14 protein-coding genes are annotated in these 17323 nt (G+C 55.2%); 4 read left to right on the top strand and 10 right to left on the bottom strand.

What is annotated here, in order from left to right; all coding sequences use genetic code 11:
- Positions 1 to 417 precede the first annotated feature (417 nt).
- Complete coding sequence (locus HBA55_RS22980; RefSeq protein WP_166996181.1) at positions 418 to 2802, top strand: TonB-dependent receptor; 2385 nt, start codon at positions 418 to 420, stop codon at positions 2800 to 2802.
- A gap of 121 nt (positions 2803 to 2923) precedes the next feature.
- A complete protein-coding gene (locus HBA55_RS22975) occupies positions 2924 to 3913 on the top strand; it encodes a CPBP family intramembrane glutamic endopeptidase (RefSeq protein WP_166996179.1) in 990 nt (329 codons plus the stop codon).
- A 942-nt stretch (positions 3914 to 4855) separates the two neighbouring features.
- Here the strand turns inward: HBA55_RS22975 and HBA55_RS22970 are convergent.
- From HBA55_RS22970 to HBA55_RS22925, 10 genes are all read right to left on the bottom strand, one after another.
- Positions 4856 to 5761, bottom strand: coding sequence for a D-2-hydroxyacid dehydrogenase (locus HBA55_RS22970; protein ID WP_166996177.1), 906 nt, complete (start codon positions 5759 to 5761; stop codon positions 4856 to 4858).
- Between the two features lie 54 nt (positions 5762 to 5815).
- Positions 5816 to 6601, bottom strand: coding sequence for an enoyl-CoA hydratase/isomerase family protein (locus HBA55_RS22965; RefSeq protein WP_166996175.1), 786 nt, complete (start codon positions 6599 to 6601; stop codon positions 5816 to 5818).
- Positions 6602 to 6718: 117 nt separating this feature from the next.
- On the bottom strand, positions 6719 to 7132 hold the full coding sequence (locus tag HBA55_RS22960) for a nuclear transport factor 2 family protein (protein WP_166996173.1): 414 nt from the start codon (positions 7130 to 7132) through the stop codon (positions 6719 to 6721).
- Between the two features lie 28 nt (positions 7133 to 7160).
- On the bottom strand, positions 7161 to 7976 hold the full coding sequence (locus HBA55_RS22955; protein ID WP_166996172.1) for an SDR family oxidoreductase: 816 nt from the start codon (positions 7974 to 7976) through the stop codon (positions 7161 to 7163).
- 219 nt (positions 7977 to 8195) lie between these two features.
- Positions 8196 to 9302 carry an aminotransferase class I/II-fold pyridoxal phosphate-dependent enzyme gene (locus tag HBA55_RS22950; RefSeq protein WP_166996170.1) on the bottom strand — a complete coding sequence of 369 codons (1107 nt, stop codon included), beginning with the start codon at positions 9300 to 9302 and terminating at the stop codon, positions 8196 to 8198.
- Between the two features lie 19 nt (positions 9303 to 9321).
- Positions 9322 to 10206, bottom strand: a complete 885-nt coding sequence (locus tag HBA55_RS22945; RefSeq protein ID WP_166996168.1) for an NAD(P)-dependent oxidoreductase — start codon at positions 10204 to 10206, stop codon at positions 9322 to 9324.
- Between the two features lie 8 nt (positions 10207 to 10214).
- Positions 10215 to 11615 (bottom strand): MFS transporter, encoded by a 1401-nt coding sequence (locus HBA55_RS22940; RefSeq protein ID WP_166996167.1) that lies wholly within the window; start codon positions 11613 to 11615, stop codon positions 10215 to 10217.
- 9 nt (positions 11616 to 11624) lie between these two features.
- Positions 11625 to 12521 carry a bile acid:sodium symporter family protein gene (locus HBA55_RS22935; protein WP_166996166.1) on the bottom strand — a complete coding sequence of 299 codons (897 nt, stop codon included), beginning with the start codon at positions 12519 to 12521 and terminating at the stop codon, positions 11625 to 11627.
- A complete protein-coding gene (gene pip / locus HBA55_RS22930; RefSeq protein ID WP_166996165.1) occupies positions 12511 to 13467 on the bottom strand; it encodes a prolyl aminopeptidase in 957 nt (318 codons plus the stop codon). Before pip ends, HBA55_RS22935 begins: the two co-directional genes overlap by 11 nt.
- 47 nt (positions 13468 to 13514) lie before the next feature.
- A complete protein-coding gene (locus HBA55_RS22925) occupies positions 13515 to 14573 on the bottom strand; it encodes a C45 family autoproteolytic acyltransferase/hydrolase (protein ID WP_166996164.1) in 1059 nt (352 codons plus the stop codon).
- A gap of 283 nt (positions 14574 to 14856) precedes the next feature.
- On the opposite strand from HBA55_RS22925, the gene HBA55_RS22920 reads away from it, so the two are divergent.
- Complete coding sequence (locus tag HBA55_RS22920) at positions 14857 to 16158, top strand: aspartate aminotransferase family protein (protein WP_166996163.1); 1302 nt, start codon at positions 14857 to 14859, stop codon at positions 16156 to 16158.
- A gap of 16 nt (positions 16159 to 16174) precedes the next feature.
- Positions 16175 to 17320 (top strand): mandelate racemase/muconate lactonizing enzyme family protein, encoded by a 1146-nt coding sequence (locus HBA55_RS22915; RefSeq protein WP_166996162.1) that lies wholly within the window; start codon positions 16175 to 16177, stop codon positions 17318 to 17320.
- The last annotated feature ends 3 nt before the right edge of the window (positions 17321 to 17323 follow it).

The raw sequence follows: 17323 nt of genomic DNA, 5'->3' as shown, positions 1-17323 counted from the left end.
TTTTTTAGTGGTCATGGCAACGCGATCACCTCTACGTCGCTGGAATCTCGGGGCGGAGCAGGTCTGTACCGATATTGACCCAGGCAGAGCGGCCGGCGCTTCTTTATCTCTCCGGACAGCCTTGCTGACTGCACTGCCGGCGCTAGCCCGCTCTCACTTCTGTTGCCGGAATTTTCCATAAATTCAATGAGTTAACCGATAAAATCTGGGTTCCATAGCATTTTTTTCCCGAACCTCGTCTCCACTTCGGCCATTTCATGGATGTGTTTTTATGCCCTCAAAACTGTTGACAGAGAAAATATTTAATTCATATACTGACCTCAAGGTCATATAAGAGAGTGAGCCCGCAGCTGTAAGGGTAAGACCTGAGAGAACAATACCAACAGACAAAAGCCATCCAGATTAGAGAAGAGAGCTATGAAGCCAAACCCGACTTTCTCCGTTCGCCCCGCTGTCCTGGCCACCGCCATTGCCACCACCATTCTGGGTCAACCTGCTATGGCCCAGGAAGATGATGGGTTCTTCCTCGAAGAAATAGTGGTCACGGCCCAGAGAAAAGAGCAAAGCCTGCAAGAGGTTCCCTTAAGCCTGACCGCCGTTACCGGTGATATGCTCGCCGAGCAGGGAATCGACGGTTTTGAGGATTATGCCGCCCGGGTCCCGGGATTTAACCTGCGGGGTCAATCCTCTGTGGAAAACAGTGTCACCCTGCGCGGTATCTCCCCCATGGGCGGTTCAGCGGCTCCGGTTGCCGTTTATATCGATGAAATGCCAATTTCCGGCATTCAGGGCAATGGCCAGCCTTCGATCAAGAGTTTCGATGTTAACCGCGTCGAGATTTTGCGCGGGCCTCAGGGCACCCTCTACGGCGAGGGCTCTCTGGGAGGAACTATCAAGGTCATAATGAACAAGCCGGACGTATCGGAATTCTCTGCGCGCATTGATGGCACCGCCTCCAATACCAGTGATGGCGGCACCAATACCGCGGCCAATGTCATGGTCAACCTGCCTTTGATCGAAGATACCCTGGCTGCACGGGCTATCTTCCAGTACCGCGACAGCGACGGGTTTCTGGATGCACCCAATCTGGGCAAGGACGACGTCAACGGTGAAGAACTTGGCAGTGGCCGCGTCAGCCTGCGCTGGATCGCCAGTGATAACCTGACCATCGACGCCACCGCCATCTACCAGGACGTGGATCTGGATGGTCGCGGCACCGGTTTCAGCGAAGATGTGGTCATCACCGATCCAACAGTCACCATACCGGGCAGTTACCGCGAGCGGGACACCTCGATCTCAATGGATCAAACGGGTACCGACCGCTACGAGCAATACAATCTGACGGTCACTTACGACAGCGACAACTATCAGTTTGTCTCTGCGACTTCCTACTATGATCGCGATACCCGTATCCTCCGCGACCTGGCGAACCTTGTGCCGGTGGTTAACTCCATCGCCCTGGCTGGCAGCGGCAGCGGCTATAACCCCTTCCTGACCGAAGACGTCGCCGTTACCGGCGTGGGCAACCAGCGTGTCGCCAGCGAAGAGATCTTTACCCAGGAATTACGGGTGTCCTACGTCGGGGGAGACAAACTGGAGTGGCAAGCGGGTCTGTTTTACAAGGATCGCAGCAATTCAATCTCTGACATAGGCACTTCGGACCCTGATCTCAACCAATACGTGCGTGAGTCTGTCGACCTGGGCGCCGGCGGCTTTTTTGGCAGCTACGAACAGAACCGCGACGGCCTGCAGATCGTCGAAGAACAGGACTTTGAACAAATCGCTGGTTTTGGTGAAGTCACCTACAAATTCACAGACAAGTTGACCGGCAACATCGGTGTTCGTTACTTCGAGGAAGAGCGCGAGTCGGTATCGGCCAGCGGCGGCTACTTTATACAGGCCAATGTGTTTGGCACTGTTATGGGCATGACCGGTAATCCCGCCGCCGCCATCGGAGCGGTGAATGCCATGGGACTGCCAATTATCGCGCAGGACGACGCCACTATCAGCGAAACCACCTGGAAACTCAATCTCAGCTATCAGCTCAGCAACGATCACATGGTCTACGGTACCATATCCAAGGGCTTTCGCGCCGGAGGGGTGAACTCCTTCTCCCTGGCCAACGAGGGTCTGACCGGACTGCCCATCGGTTCCCTGCCCCGCAGCTATGATCCGGATACCCTGATCAACTACGAAATCGGCGCCAAGACCCAGTGGTACAATGGACGTTTGACCCTGAACGGCGCACTCTTCCTGATGGACTGGGAGGATGTTCAGGTCAACTGGGATCCGACCGGGCTCGGCTTCCCCACCGTCATTAATGCGGAAACGGCTCACAGCCAGGGTATTGAAATCGAAGGTGTGGCACACCTGTCCCAGTCTTTGGAAATCAATTTTGGCGCAACCTATATCGATGCCAAACTGGATGACGATGTGGTCTTTCCCGATGGCACCGTGGCCTTTGAAGAAGGCGGCAACCTCGGGGTGATTCCAAACTACACCTACACCATCGGCGGCTCCTACCGTTTTGACATCCTTGAAGGTCTTGAGGGCGTTGCGCGCCTGAATTACAACTATACGGCTGAAACCTCCAAGGACCCGGCCGAAATTGAAACTCAGAAGACTGACGCCTATGGGTTGGCCAGCGCCAGCCTCAGCGCCATCTCCGAAGAGGGTTGGGAAGTCAAACTGTTCGTTAACAATTTGACCGACGAAGTGGCAGAAGTTTACTACGAGACCCGCGGAGAATTTAACACGATTCGCCCACGCACCATCGGCGTCAACGCCAGCATGAACTTCTGAACATCCGCGTTTATTGAGGTTTCTCTCCGTTGCTTTCCGGGCCACGTCAATGGCCCATTTTTTTCAGGTATCCAAATCTCTCGAATATTGACGAATCTGCAGTCCACTGGAGAACTCACCCATGAAGATCATCCGCCAATATCCCTTCACCGCCTTCTACCTGGTCGCGCTCACAATCTCCACGATTGTCTGCCTGGCGTTGTTTCCCTATATCATGCCGACTTTTCCCGCCCATGTAGCTGCCGCCAGTGAATACTTCAATCTCAACAGTTTCAGCGTTTTGATTGGCGTCTATAACTTTGGCACCAGCTGGTCCTCGCTGGGCATGCTGTTTCCCCTGGCGCCAACCATTGCAGCAATTGCACTGGTTCTGCTGCTTGGCGGCAAAGCCGGACTGCTGAATCTGCTTTCGCGATTCAAACCCTGGCGCGGAGGCGTCACAGCCACGAAGGCAGCCCGGGTGTATCTGGCCATGTTTGTCTGCGGGCTGGGTTTCTTCTTTACCACCATTGGTTTGAGCAGTGTCACCGGTGGTGCAGCTTCCGCCAACGAAGCCCTTGAATTTGCCCGCTTCCATCTGCCGACGCTGGGCCTGGCCACCTTCCTGTTTGCCACCTTTTCCGATATGGGCGCCGTCTGTGAAGAACTGGGCTGGCGCGGTGCCGGTTACCCCCTGTTGCTGGAACGCTTCAATAACCCCTTGACCATTGCCATTGTGCTGGGCTTGCTCTGGGGAGCTTGGCATTTTCCCAGGGAAGTCGGTCCTCTGATGGGAGGACAGGTCAGTCCAGGAGACCTGTTCCTGCATCAGATCAGCTTCCATATCAACACCGTGGCCCAGACCATTGTAATGTTCTATGTCATGAACAAACTCGGCGGCAGCATTATTCCAGCCGTCTTTATCCATGGCGTATCCAACTATACCGGAGAGATTATCAGGCTTGGAGGTACGAGCGGTCTGGAATGGGGCATGATTACCCCCTTTCTCAGCACCAACAACTTCCTGCAGTTGATGGTTGCCCTGGTCATCGTGGCCGTTGCCGGACCGCAGCTTGGCCTGAGCCAGGAGACACGAGAGAAGATCCGGTTTCCTTTTATCAAGCGGTCTTAGAACTGTGTAGGAACAACAATTGTAGAACAACGTAGAGTCAGAGCCCGTCGTCAACGAAGGGCTACCAACAGGTAGGCTTCCATTAGGCTCCCCTGAGGAATTTGTGGGTAAGATCTGGCTGATGAAATTGTTAACTATTGAAATTCAGTCCTTTGCCATTGAGAGCATAGTTTTTTTATTTGAATCTGATTAGCAACAACGTTTGGGTGGGCTCGCATGGGCAGCAAAGTGCCACAACCGGAAGTTCGAAACGCAGGATTTTTTCTCACGTAGGTCGGATTAGCTCCGCTTCGCGGAGCGTAATCCGACGGTTCCGCTGGAGCTGTTCGTTGGCTGCGGCCCGGTTTTTAACACTTTGGAGTGTTGCTGCAACAGGTGGTTTATACACGGCCGCCGCCAATTTAAACCTTCGGCGGAACGGAGGATTACGGCTTCGCCTAATCCGCCCTACATTCGTGCGGCCGTTGCAGACAGTTGCGGCACCCCATTATCAACGCTTTGAAGTTGCGATGATAGAACGATGAAGTCAGGGTACCTCGGTCTAAAGGGTGGCTGGGTGTTCGTTGGAGGGGCATTTCAAGCGAACGCCGAAGGAGTCAATGAGACAAGCGTTTTTTGCTTGGCTCATTGGGGACTGAGGGAAGCCGGGAGGGCCGGTAGCGTGCCCCTCCAACGGACACCCAGCCGCCCGTTGTGGCACAAAATCACCAGCCCCTTTCCTCCTATCCGCAAAGAAAAGACCTGGGAAAAACACCTAATTCCAATGGTCGGTTATGGCGCAAAGAGGCGGTGCCGACCCGGTCGCGCTCGGAGCGCGCTGCTACACACGAAGACAAACTGTGCCACGCCGAAGTTCAGCTTTTGGCACATTTCTGTCAAAATCTGCCCCCAAACAACTCACAAATTATCCTATGGAGCCATCTATTAATTTAGCATGAATCGTTAGTATCCCCGTTCAAAATCGAAGCGATACTTCAAAGGTTCTCCTGTCCTCCAACGCTCATAATTTTCGCTGAAGATAGAAAACACCTGCTCAGGGAAGCTGAACGCGGAAATATGAGGGGTAACCGTAACTTTCGAATGATGCCAAAAAACATGATGTTGAGGGAGTGGTTCAGTATCAAAGACATCAAGGTAAGCGTGACAGATGTATCCCTTGTTTAACGCCTTCAGCAACGCGCGTTCGCAAACTACTCCACCCCGCCCCACATTGAAAAAAATGGCGTTCCGGCAATATCGAAGAGTCTGTTCGTCGAGTAACATCCTCGTTTCTTCGGTATCAGGCAGAGTGGAAACAATCACATCCGCCTTGGCCAGCGCAACCGTCAACTCACGAACCGAATAGACGGTATCAAAGTGTATGTTTGAGGCACCACTGCGATTCACACCAATGGTTTTCATACCAAATAGTCCGGCCGCCGTGGCAATATGCTCCCCAATGGATCCAGTACCGAGCACCAACATGGTTTTACCGCCCAGTCTCTGGTGAGGCTGAGACTGCCAGAGCATTTGCTGTTGCTGAACTTCATACCGGGAGAAGCTACGAATATAGGGAATCAAGAAGCCAAACACATATTCCGACATGAGTGGACCGAATACGCCTCTGACATTAGTCAACAGATAATGACGCTCAGATTTTTTACTCAGTGCGTCGCAACCAGCGAAGGTCGATTGTACCCATTGCAATTTTGACGCCTGAGACAGTAGCGGCGCTAACGTATTTGGATTGGCCAATACAATTTCGGCATCAGATATGCTTTGCGTCAGAGTGAGGTCAGGTAAATCCGAAGCTTTCGCCAGTTTTATGTAGTCGTTGGCATCGGGAGCACATATATAGAGTTTGTTCATACTTTACTCTTGATAATAGGCCAAAGCGTAATCCCTGCGTTGGCCGAGGACAACTCAGCGCTCTGGCCTATTGAGAAACCGCTGAACCTGCTGCCCGAAGTGGTCCTGATCACAAAGTTCCTCCTGCACCAGGCGTTCCTGCTCAAGCATATCATTGAATGTGGACTGAGCTGCGGAGTCGATCAATCGCCGGGTTTGGGTGATGGTGTTGGCGGGCACACTGGCCAGCTTTACTGCCCGCTCTCGCGCCTTATGCAGGAGTTCATCATCATCAACACACTCCCAAACCAACCCCCATTGTTCAAGGGTTTGCGCATCCAGCGTATCCCCCAGCAGGCAGGCCCCCAGCGCCCGACCTCTGCCCGACAAACGCGGCAACAGCCAGTTGGCACCCAGGTCGGCGACAATCCCTAACTGCGGTACCTGTACCACTTTGATCGCGGCGGATCGTGCCGCGATCACCAGGTCCGCACACAGGGCCAGGCCGGCACCGCCTCCGGCGGCAATACCGTTGATCGCACTGATCACCGGTTTGGGAAATTCATAGATCTGGATCATCATCGGATTGAAGTGATGCAACATGGAATCACTGACCCACTTACCAAGCCTACCCCGCTCCAATGTCTCGGGATCAACCGCGGTTAAATCCGCGCCGGCACAGAATCCCTTACCTTTGCCTGTGATCACCAGAGCTCTGACTTCGGGGTTTTCCGCTAAATCCGACAGTAGCAGTTTCATTTCAGTCATCAGCTCTGGATTGAGCACATTCAGCACATCAGAACGGTTAAGGTACACTGTGGCGATGCCATCAGCGTCCAGGGAATAATCAACTAACGGCATGGCGGCAAATGACTCCTGTTTAAATGGTCACGATAAATACAAAAATGCCGGCCTGAGATGCGCACTATCTGCAGGCCGGCAATAAAAAAGGCGAGCTTCAGGTCTGTAGGATAAAGGTTACGACTGATTCTTACTCAGAAGATCCATAATAAATTGATCCTCCACTTTGCCCAACTCCTCCAGCGCACGGGGAGGCCGGATAATGGCGCTTAACTCTTTGATTTTTCCATCTTCGTCCAGGCTGATAAGATCGACACCTTGAAGTTCAAACTTCCCTACCCGGCCCTTGAACTCAAACACCAGTTCGTTACCGTCGACCCAGTGGCGTTGATCACTGTAATTCAGATCTTCTACCAGACCGACAAACCCTGTTATCGCCGCCTTGGCATGTTCTCTATCGGTAATCGGCTTGTGAAAGCGAGGAGTGTGAAACACCACCTCGTCGGCCATCCAATCCTCAAGCGCAGTCATATCCTTGCTTGCCGCCATGGAAAAAAATGCATCTACAAACTCGCCAACTTTATCACTCATTATTTGATCTCCTATTTTTCCGGGTTAGTCAGGAAGGTTGCTTCTGGAGCTGTTCCATAAACGCGTGCTGAGCACCGCCGCCCGACAATACCTGCCCTCCATCACAGTACATAATGGTTCCCGTGACATAGTTGGCCGCATTGGTGGCGAGAAAGGTGGCCATGTCAGCGATATCCTGGGTGCTGCCATAGCGTCGCAATGCGATGCTGGTGGTAATCATCTTTTCCATCTCAGGCGTGGGAGTGAGTCTTGCCATGCCCTCGGTGCCCTCAATAGGCCCCGGTACAATGGCATTGACTCGAATATTCCTCGGTCCCCACTCCGCGGCCAGGGAGCGAGTCAACATGTCGATACCGGCCTTGGCGGCTGCCACATGGGACTGCCCCCAGAAAGACTCCGTTGACTGGGGAGCGGAGATATTAATCATGCTGCAGCCGCTGTTGGCATGATCAAAGGCGGCTCGCAAAACATGAAAGGTACCATTAAGATCGATATCCACCACCGTCTTGAAACCCTTGGCGGTCAACTGTTCTGCGGGGCAAACGAAGTTTCCTGCCGCTCCTGAAACCACTATGTCGAGCTTACCGAAGGTCTTTACCACTGACTCAATCGCCGCAGAAACCGCCTCGTAGTCGCGTACATCGGCGGCAATACCCATCACTTGCGCGCCCTGCGCTCCAATCAGCTCAATGGCCCGGTCAACCCTTTCCTGGGAGCGACTCATCACGGCCACCCTGGCACCCAGGCGCGCGTAGTTTCTGGCGATCTCAAGATTGATACCGCTGGTACCGCCGGCGACGAATGCCACCTTGCCCTGCAAAACATCTGATTGGAATGTACTCATAAATATGCCTCTGTTGATGACTGACTTTCGACTTCGACATTCGGATACAAAGTCCTCAGATTTTTGTTGAACGTCAAAGTGGAAATGATTAATACAGCCAATATATGACCTGAAGGTCATGTAAACAAGAAAATTGTTCAAATTCCGCTATCAATCTGTGACTGCCCAGTCGACAACTCTTGAATTGAGCAGCAAAGATACCGGGTCCCCAAGAACCCATTACAGCTGTGCGGACACTATCGCCAGTGCCTTCAACAACGCCTCTATCTGGCTTTCACTGTGAGCACTGGAGAGCATAAACTTGAATACGCCCCTGTCGGGCAAACCGGGGTAGTTGATCGCGGCGGGATAAATATCGTGTGCCAGCAGCTGCTCCCTTGCCAACGCTTGCTGGCGGGGCTCGAAGCTGAGTGCAAACACCGGCATGGCGTTAACCTCCACGGCGAACCCCATGTCACTGACCAGCTTCTTTACCGTATAGGCTCGCTCCTGCAACCGCCGTACCGGGCTCGGGTCTGCTCCCAAACCACGCAAGACTTCCTTGGCCACCGCCACATAGGGCAAGGGCGGCGTCGCGGTACCGAATAGCATTGGCACTTTTTGCAGTTGCTCAGCCAGTGCGTCACCGCCGAGTATCACCCCGCCGTGGGCACCAATGGCCTTGCCCAGGGAACTGGTACGCATCACAGTGCCGTTATTACACAGCTGGCTGTCAATACCGGCGGCTTCGGCGCCTCCGCGCCCCGCACTGCCCAGCACCCCCAAGCCGTGGGATTCATCTATCAGGGCCCGGGCATCGTATTGAAGGGCCAGTTCCACCAGCTCTGTCAGCGGCGCCATATCTCCCAACATGCCACCGACACTGTCGCTAACAATAAGACTCCGCCCCTGCCTGGTCTTGAGCAACTCTTCGAGGTGAGTCATATCATAGTGCCGGTACATTGAGACAGGAAGCTTGATCAATCTGGCGGCATCCCTGAGAGAAACGTGGCAACGCTCATCCACCAACAGATGGTCGAACTCCTGCTGCAGTGCCTGGGCAAATATCAGATTGGCGGCATAGCCCTGACCACACAGGGTGGCCGATTCGACGTCCATAAACCGACACAGTTCAAACTCCAACTCACCGTACAAGGGGTGGTTGCCCGTGGTGCTGCGCGATGCTGAAGCGCTCAATCCAAATTTATCAATGGTGTCCCTGGCCAACGCCTTTAGTCGTGGATCGGCGTTATATCCGTGGTAATCGCCACCTGCGAAATAGGATAGCTTACGCCCTTGGAACAGCACATGGGTGGCCCCGATGCGCTGCAATGGCTCGGTCTTCATGGAGGCTTTCCTCGACAATTCAGGGGCAATCAGAAACTTCGTAACGACAGATCAGGGACGACAGATCCTTATCCGCAAATCCGCTGTGCGCATGAGACTGCAGCAATTGCACGCCACATTGACTCATGGGAATCTGGCCACTGGTCTTGTTCGCCAGCTCCACCGCACCATTGAGGTCTTTCAGCAGGGTGGCCACCTTCCACTTGAGGGTAAAGTCATGGGCCGCCATCTGCGGCGCCAGGATCTGAAAGGGAATGGAGTCGGCAAAGCCTCCCGCCAGCGCCTCTGGCAATTTGGCAACATCGACACCCGCCGAGCGCCCCAGGGCCATCATCTCGGCAATCACCAACGCATTATTGGCCACCACCATCTGGTTGCACAGTTTGGTCATCTGCCCCGAGCCAGGCCCTCCCATATGGGTGACTCTCTGGCTCAAGGGTGCCAGTACCGGTTGCACGCGCTCAAGCACACTGGCATCGCCACCCGCCATGATAATAAGACTGCCCGCCTCCGCGCCTGCCGTGCCGCCGGAAACCGGCGCATCGATCCAATCCATTCCACAGAGGTCCTTCAACCTTTTGGCGAAGCTCTTGCTGGCCAGGGGATCGATACTGGAAAAATCAACCAGAACCTTATTGTTGGCGCCGTGTTCTGCGATACCGCCTTCGCCAAACACCATGGATTCCACGGCAGCGGTATCGCTCATGCAAAGCATCACGATGTCGCTGCGCTGCACCAATTGCTGCAGATCCTTCGCCAGCGTCGCTCCCCTGGCAACCAGTGCATCCGCTTTTGACACTGTGCGATTCCAGACATTGACATTGTAGTCGGCGGACAATAAACGTCCGACCATGGGGCCGCCCATCAGTCCGATGCCGGCAAATCCAATTTCGGGTTGAGTCATAGTGCTTTCTATACTTCTTGGGGTTGAAAATCCGCGTGGCTGCTTTGAGGTGCGCGAGCTTTTTCACGCCGGGCCCTCTGCTCAATACGACGACGAATGATGCTGTGCCTGTGCCGATTGATGGGGAACTTGAACAGCACCAGCGCCGACAGCAGGAACATGACGGCGGGCACGCCCAAAATGGCAAACTTCAGACCGAACACCGCCAGGTCCGTATTCACCTCCGCCTTGGCGTCGTATCCAAACAGCGCGATGATGTAGTAGCCGATACCAAAGCCAATGGCATGCAGCACCTTGTCCACAAAGGTGTAAACCGCAAAGAAATTGCCTGAACGACTGGTGCGGTGTTTGAGGGTATCGTAGTCGACAATGTCACTGATGATGGTCACCGGGAACAGCATGTGGGGAGCCTGCATAATGCTGATCACTCCGGCACAGGCAACAAACGCCCAGAAGTATTCACTATTGGCACCAAACAGCCACAACACCGGCATAAAGCAGGCGCAAATTACCCAGGCCCGGGCCCAGGTCTCGTGTTTGGAGCTGCGTTCGGCGATGCGCTCCCAAACGGGAATGGAAGCAACCTGGATCAGAATCATGGCCAGCATGAAGATCGGTAACCGGTCGGCAAAACCATAGTATGACGTCAGACCAACGATCATGACGGCATAAGAAATACCGTATCCCAGCGCGCTCAGCCCATATCCCAGCATAAAGTGCTGAAATGGTTTCGAGACTAACAGAATATTAAAAAACTGTTTAACATCCGAACTCTCCCCCGGGTTGCGCTCGCCACCGGGTACGACCCATAGCGACACCAGCAGCGTCGCCACAATGCCGACGCCACCAACCCAACCGATAAAACTCATCACCTCCGGAGTGAACTCGGGCGAGTCAAACCAGGGCAACAGCGGACTGGAAAATACGATCGGCAGCAGCATGATCAGCAGACCACCCAACAGCAGACAGATCGTCATCCAGGACCATATCTTTGAACGCTCACTGTAGTCGGGACTGAGTTCACCCAGCCAGGCGCGCATCGGGATCTTGATTAAGGTGTAGCACAGGTAATAGAGCACCAAACCAAGGGCAAAATACAGATTGCCGGCGTCCTCCGGCGGCGAAAAAAAGAAATGAAATGATGGAATCACCATCAACAACCCGACGAAAATCCAGGGCTTGCGGGCGCCCCAGCGACTCTCGGTCTTATCCGACAGGTATCCCACGGGAGGATCGGTGATGGCGTCGACGATTTTCGACATCATCATCGCAGTGCCAATACCCGCCGCCGTTGCCTCGGTGTAACGCAGATAAAAATCACCGAGAATGGCGTACATGGGTGGAATCAGCCAGGCCAAGGCCAGACCCGGGATGGCATAGGCCAGCTTTTGACCCGTTGTAAGACTCATACCGGACACTCAGTTTTCTCCTGTGCTTGAATTCAGAATAGTGTATCGAGCGTCACTTCGACGCTGTAAGACAAAAACGGGCACCAGTACCAGGAACATCAATACACCGTAACAGCCGGGTATCACCGAGAACCTGGGCTCGTTGAGCAGTGTCATCGCCACCATCAGCGCTAGTGTGGTGTTCTGCAGGCCCACCTCCACCAGGATGGTCTTGCAGTCCCTGCTCCCCAGGTGAAACGCCCTCGATAACAGCATGGCCACAGTTGCCATCAATCCGAGAAACAGCAGCAGAGGAACCGCCGTCTGCCCCAGGTGCCGCAGCAGGAATTCAAACTGCGAAACGACCACCAGCACCATGACCAGACAGAGAAACGGCAGTGACAGTGCCCGCGACACCCGCTCCACGCGCTCCGCCAGTTTCGGCTTGCAAAGCCCCAACAGCATCCCCGCAGCCACCGGCACCAGTGTCAGGGAAATCAGACTCAAGAGAGTTCGCCAGAATGGCAAACTGATGCTTCCCTCCTCGGCGGCGAACCAGCCCAGCGCCAGACTCACCCACAGGGGAATGGTAAACACGCACGCCATGGAGCTGATCGCCGTGAGACCAATGGAGAGGGCCATATTGCCACCGACTGCAAAACTCACCACGTTGGAGGCAATACCGCCGGGTGAAGCGGCAATAATCACCAGCCCAACCGCAAACCAGGCAGCCGCGTCAAAGGCAAGCGCCGTCGACACCGCCGCCAGGGGCAGCAGTATCAGCTGCCCGATCAGCCCCGCCAGCAACGCCCGCCGCTGGCGCAACAGGTGGCTGAAGTCGCTGGGTTGCAAGCCGGCGCCCATACCGACCATCATCAACACCAGTGAGATGGGCAGAAACGCCTGGGTGAGCAGTTCAACGGACATCAATTTTCTCAAGCATTCGCACACAGGCTTTCACGCCTTCGCGCGAGAGCGCCAGTTCGGTTGGGTTGTGCCCCGCGCCTGGCACGATGGTCAACTCGGCGTTATGGAGGCGCTTATAGAGGGCATAGGCGTTATTTGGTGTCGTGCACATGTCGTAGCGGCCGGTGATTAACACAACCGGCAAATTCTCAATCCTGTGACTGTCCCTGAGGAGTTGACCCTCTTCTAGAAAGAAATTGTTAGCGGCGTAGTGGGAGAATATTCGGCCGTAATTGACAGCATTGTCCATGGGGGGAGGCGCGAGGGGAGCATCGAAGCGCATAAAACCCTCTTCATAAAGGTAAAGCTGTTTCGCCAGCTTCTCCGCAAGTTCGGTATCTTTGCCGTGCAAAATCCGCTGACTGAAGGCGGTACGCAAGTCCTGGCGTTCTTCCGCGGGCACCAGCGAAGCAAACGTTTCCCAAAGCTCCGGGAAAACCGTTTCCACTCCCTGGTACCACCAATCCATATCCTGTTTGCGGCATAACCACAGGGACACCAGCAGCAGTCCCAGGCAATGTTGAGGATAGGCCTCTCCGTAGGCCAGGGTCACGGTGCTGCCCCAGGAGCCTCCGGCCACCACCCAGTGGTCAACGCCAAAGTGCTGACGCAAGGCCTCCATATCAGCCAGGGTATGCTGCAATGTGTTGTTGTCGAGGCAACCCAATGGCTCGGACTTGCCGCAGCCACGCTGGTCAAACTGAATGATGCGAAAGCGCTCCGGGTCCATAAACACGCGGTAATTGGGCGCGTTGCGCCCGCCGGGGCCGCCGTGAACAAACAGCAGCGGCACACCCTGCGGATTGCCCGATTCCTCCCAATAGATCTTGTGGCCATCCCCCCTGTCCAGATGCCCGCTGTCCAGGGCCGGGGTGAGTCGGTAGTAGGGATCGTCCAGTCTTCTCATGCTTACTCCAGAAAGCGGTCAATGTTGAATTCACGGCAAAAATGGTGTCACAGGCTGAAACGCTGCAGCTCCCTACCTCGCCCGGGTTGCGGAGTCGACAGGCTCATGGACACCGGTCGGCTCAGGTCGATGTGTGCCACCCCTTGAAAAATGGCCCTACTGGCGGGATTGAAATGAAGACTCCGGCGCAGCGGCTGATAGCCGTTCTGGGCCGCCAGCCAGTTGTCTTTATCCAGACAGTCTCCGGCCTGGCTTATATCGGCCCAGTCCGTGTACTCCCGACGCCGGCTGTCGGCGTCCGCAGCCCTGACCTTCACCCCCTGGGCGGAGCATTCCAGACTCAGTGCACGCCGACCGTCCGCGCACAGATAACGCTTGCCACTGGCATGGGGCACCGCTCGGAGATAGCGTTCGGCGCTCTCCAGGCTGGCATGATTTAACAGGCTTCTCGCCACCAGCACCGCCGCCAGACCACGCGTACTGTAATCCAGATCCGGCAGGGTATTGGTGCACACCGCCAAACCATGGGCATTAACGCCAACAAGACTGAGTTTACCCGCGGTGGTCAGCAGCAGCTGGCGCGGGTAATGCAGACGTTCAGCAATATCCAGCACCAGGGCCTGTTCACGGCGCCCCATGGGCTGATCAAACACTTCACAACAGAATTCGAAACCCAGACTGATTTGGCCACATGAATCGCGCTCAACAAAGCTCTTGCCACGAGCACGGCTGGTTTGGGGAAACGCTCTCCCCCGGCTGCGTACCAGCCACTCCAGCTCCGTCTCCAGGTTGTATAGCAGAATGGCCTTTTCACTGACAGCGGATGCCTCGGCCATGCCGCGGATCTCCTCCAGCAAGTCCGCCGCAATGGCACGGGCGGTGTAGAGCAGGTGACTGTGACGCTCGACCAGTGTCCACAGGCCCTCCAGATCGCAACCGGTACGCTCACCCATGCGCTCGAGCCAGAGATTGACATTATTGGCGATAAGGTCAGCGGCAGCGGCGCCAATGCCGCGTCCCCTTTCCCGCCCGGTGCCCTCGATGTGGATGCGTGGCAGCGGCTCACTGTCAAATGCGGAGGCGATGTCGCATGGCAGGTCTTTCAAACTGCAACTCCTTTGTTTCAGAGCGATGATCGGATACCAAAATCGTATGACCTACAGGTCAGTTTAGTCAACAAAAATTGTCGCCCTACAATGTAAAGATTAATCATTTCCGGCTTAAATCCTCAAATTTCGACATTAACACACAGTGTCCCATAGGCATTTTTAATGACCTATGGGTCATTTAAGTGTTGAAATACAACCCTGCGCCCGATAAGATTTACCTGGCTTCGCGCCAACACCCCACACCCCCCACATTGTCGCCAGCAAATGCCAGAGGAGCGTTATGAGCAGCTTTATTGACCAGGAAATCGAACGACTGAAGGAAATCTACCTCGAAAGAACCCCCAACAGTCGTCGAGTGTTTGAACAGGCCAATGCCTCGCTGCCGGCGGGCAACACCCGTAACAACCTCTTTTTTCCTCCCTACCCCCCGTATTTCGAACGAGGCGAAGGTTGCCGACTGATCGATGTCGACGGCAACAGCTACCTGGATTTTCTCAGCGACTTTACGGTCGCCATTTATGGCCACTCACACCCGCGCCTGCAACAGGAAACCCGCGAGGTCCTGGAGCGCGGCTGCAGTTATGGCGGTTGCATTCCCGCCGAGCATCGCCTGGCCGACGCCATCAAGGCCAGGTTTACCGGCATTGAACAACTGCGTTTCACCAACTCCGGCACCGAGGCCAACCTCTATGCCCTGTTGACGGTGCTGGCACACAGCGGCAAGTCCAAAGTCATTGTGTTTGAGGGCAACTATCACGGCGGCGTGATGAACTACTGCCACCCCAATATCCCCATTAATGCGCCCTTTGAAACCATTGTGCTGCCTTACAACGATGCCGAGGCATTTGAGCAGACCATGAGCGCTCACGGGCAGGAAGTTGGCGCCGTCATTCTTGAACTGATGATCAACTCCGGCGGCTGCATACCCGCCACCGAGGAATTCGCAGCAAAAGTTCGTCAGCTGACCCGCCAGGCCGGCATCGCCATGATCGTCGATGAAGTGATGACCGCCCGCCTCGGCTATCACGGCCTGCAAGGTAAATACGGCATCGAAGCGGACATGACCACGCTGGGCAAAATTATCGGCGGCGGCTTCTCCATCGGCGCCTTCGGCGGCAAGCGCGAATATATGGAAATCTACGATGCCCAGCGCCCGGGTTACACGGCCCACGGGGGCTCGTTCAACAATAATGTTTTTTCCATGCACGCCGGAGCGGTCGCGCTGACCGAAATCCTGACGGCCGAGGTGATGGACTCGCTGAACCAGCGCGGCGACTTGCTACGCGCACAGCTCAATAAAATTTTTGAGGAAGCGGAAGTTCCCCTGCTGTTTACCGGCGGAGGTTCCGTGATGAACCTGCAATTAACCCGGACTCCCTTGCTGCAAAAAAACCGCAATCCACTCTCGGCGGAGGTGGCAAAGCTCTACCACCGTTTTCTGCTCGATCGCGGTATCTGGCTGGCGGTTCGCGGGATGATTGCGTTGAACATTGCCATGGACGCCGAAGCCTACCAGGCACTGTTACACGCCACCTCCGCGTTTGCCAACCACTACCAGAAACAGTTGCAGGCATTGGCCTGATTCCCGGGAGAAAACTATGTTACAACCGACTCGCATCGAATCCATTCGGACCCATATCTGCGGACACTGGATTTTTGTCACCGTGACTACGGAATCGGGCCTTACCGGTATCGGTGAGTCCACCTACTTTTTACACCCGCCTGCGATCGCCGCGATTGTCGAAGACCTGCAGGAAACCTATCTTGGTCAGGATCCCTACCGGCCGGAGTTTCTCTACCAGCGGGTTCTTAAAAAACACTGCATGATCGACGCCGCCTCAGCCAGCGCCATGGCCGCGATAGATCAGGCGTTATGGGATATCAAGGGCAAGGCACTGGAGGTTCCCGTGTGGCAATTGCTGGGCGGGCGCGTCAGGGATAGGGTGCGGGCCATCGTTCTGGTGCAGGCGCCGACTGAAGAAGAGCTGCTGGCCAAGGCCATTGCCGCCAAAGAGGATGGCTTTACCGCCATCAAGATCAAACCCTTTATCGGCGACTGGAGTTTGCACAGCAGCGCCCGGATCCTGCAGCGCACCTCCGAGACGGTCAAAGCCGCCCGAGACGCCATTGGTTGGGATGTGGACCTGGCGGTGGAGGTGCACCGCAACCTGGCGCCGGACCAGGCCATTCAGTTCGCGGAGCTGGTGCGCGACCAGCGCCTGTATTTTATCGAAGATCCGGTGCAGCCGTTCAGTGTCTCAGTCAACAAGTTTGTCTCCGAGGGCATGCCCTCCCCCGTGGCTCTGGCCGAGCGCAATATCAACATCTGGGAGTTCCGCGAATATTCCGATTGCTCACACGTTTCCATTTTACGCCCGGATGTGGGGCTGGCGGGCGGGTTTACTCAAATGAAAAAAATTGCCGCCATTGCGGAATCACGCCATCAGCGCATCCTGCCCCACAACTTTACCAGCCCACTGGTCACCGCCTGTCACGTACAGCTGGCCGCCTGTACCCAAAATTGGGACGTTCAAGGCTATGTGCGTGAGACCGATTCCCCCTGGTGCGATGTGGTGAAGGACATCAACCGCGTCAGCGACGGATTTATCGAGATTCCGGAAACGCCGGGCATTGGCATGGAGCTGGACTTCGAGTACATCGATAACCACGGTTATGTGCCCTTTGGCAGCAAGTTTGGCCATGTGGCCTTCCCCGCTGTTGATGGCGGCATCAAACAACAGTAACCC

The organism is Pseudomaricurvus alkylphenolicus (assembly GCF_011683955.1).
Taxonomy (GTDB): domain Bacteria; phylum Pseudomonadota; class Gammaproteobacteria; order Pseudomonadales; family Cellvibrionaceae; genus Pseudomaricurvus; species Pseudomaricurvus alkylphenolicus.
Note: the sequence above shows the minus strand (reverse complement) of the source record. Positions and strands in the feature narration are given on the sequence as shown.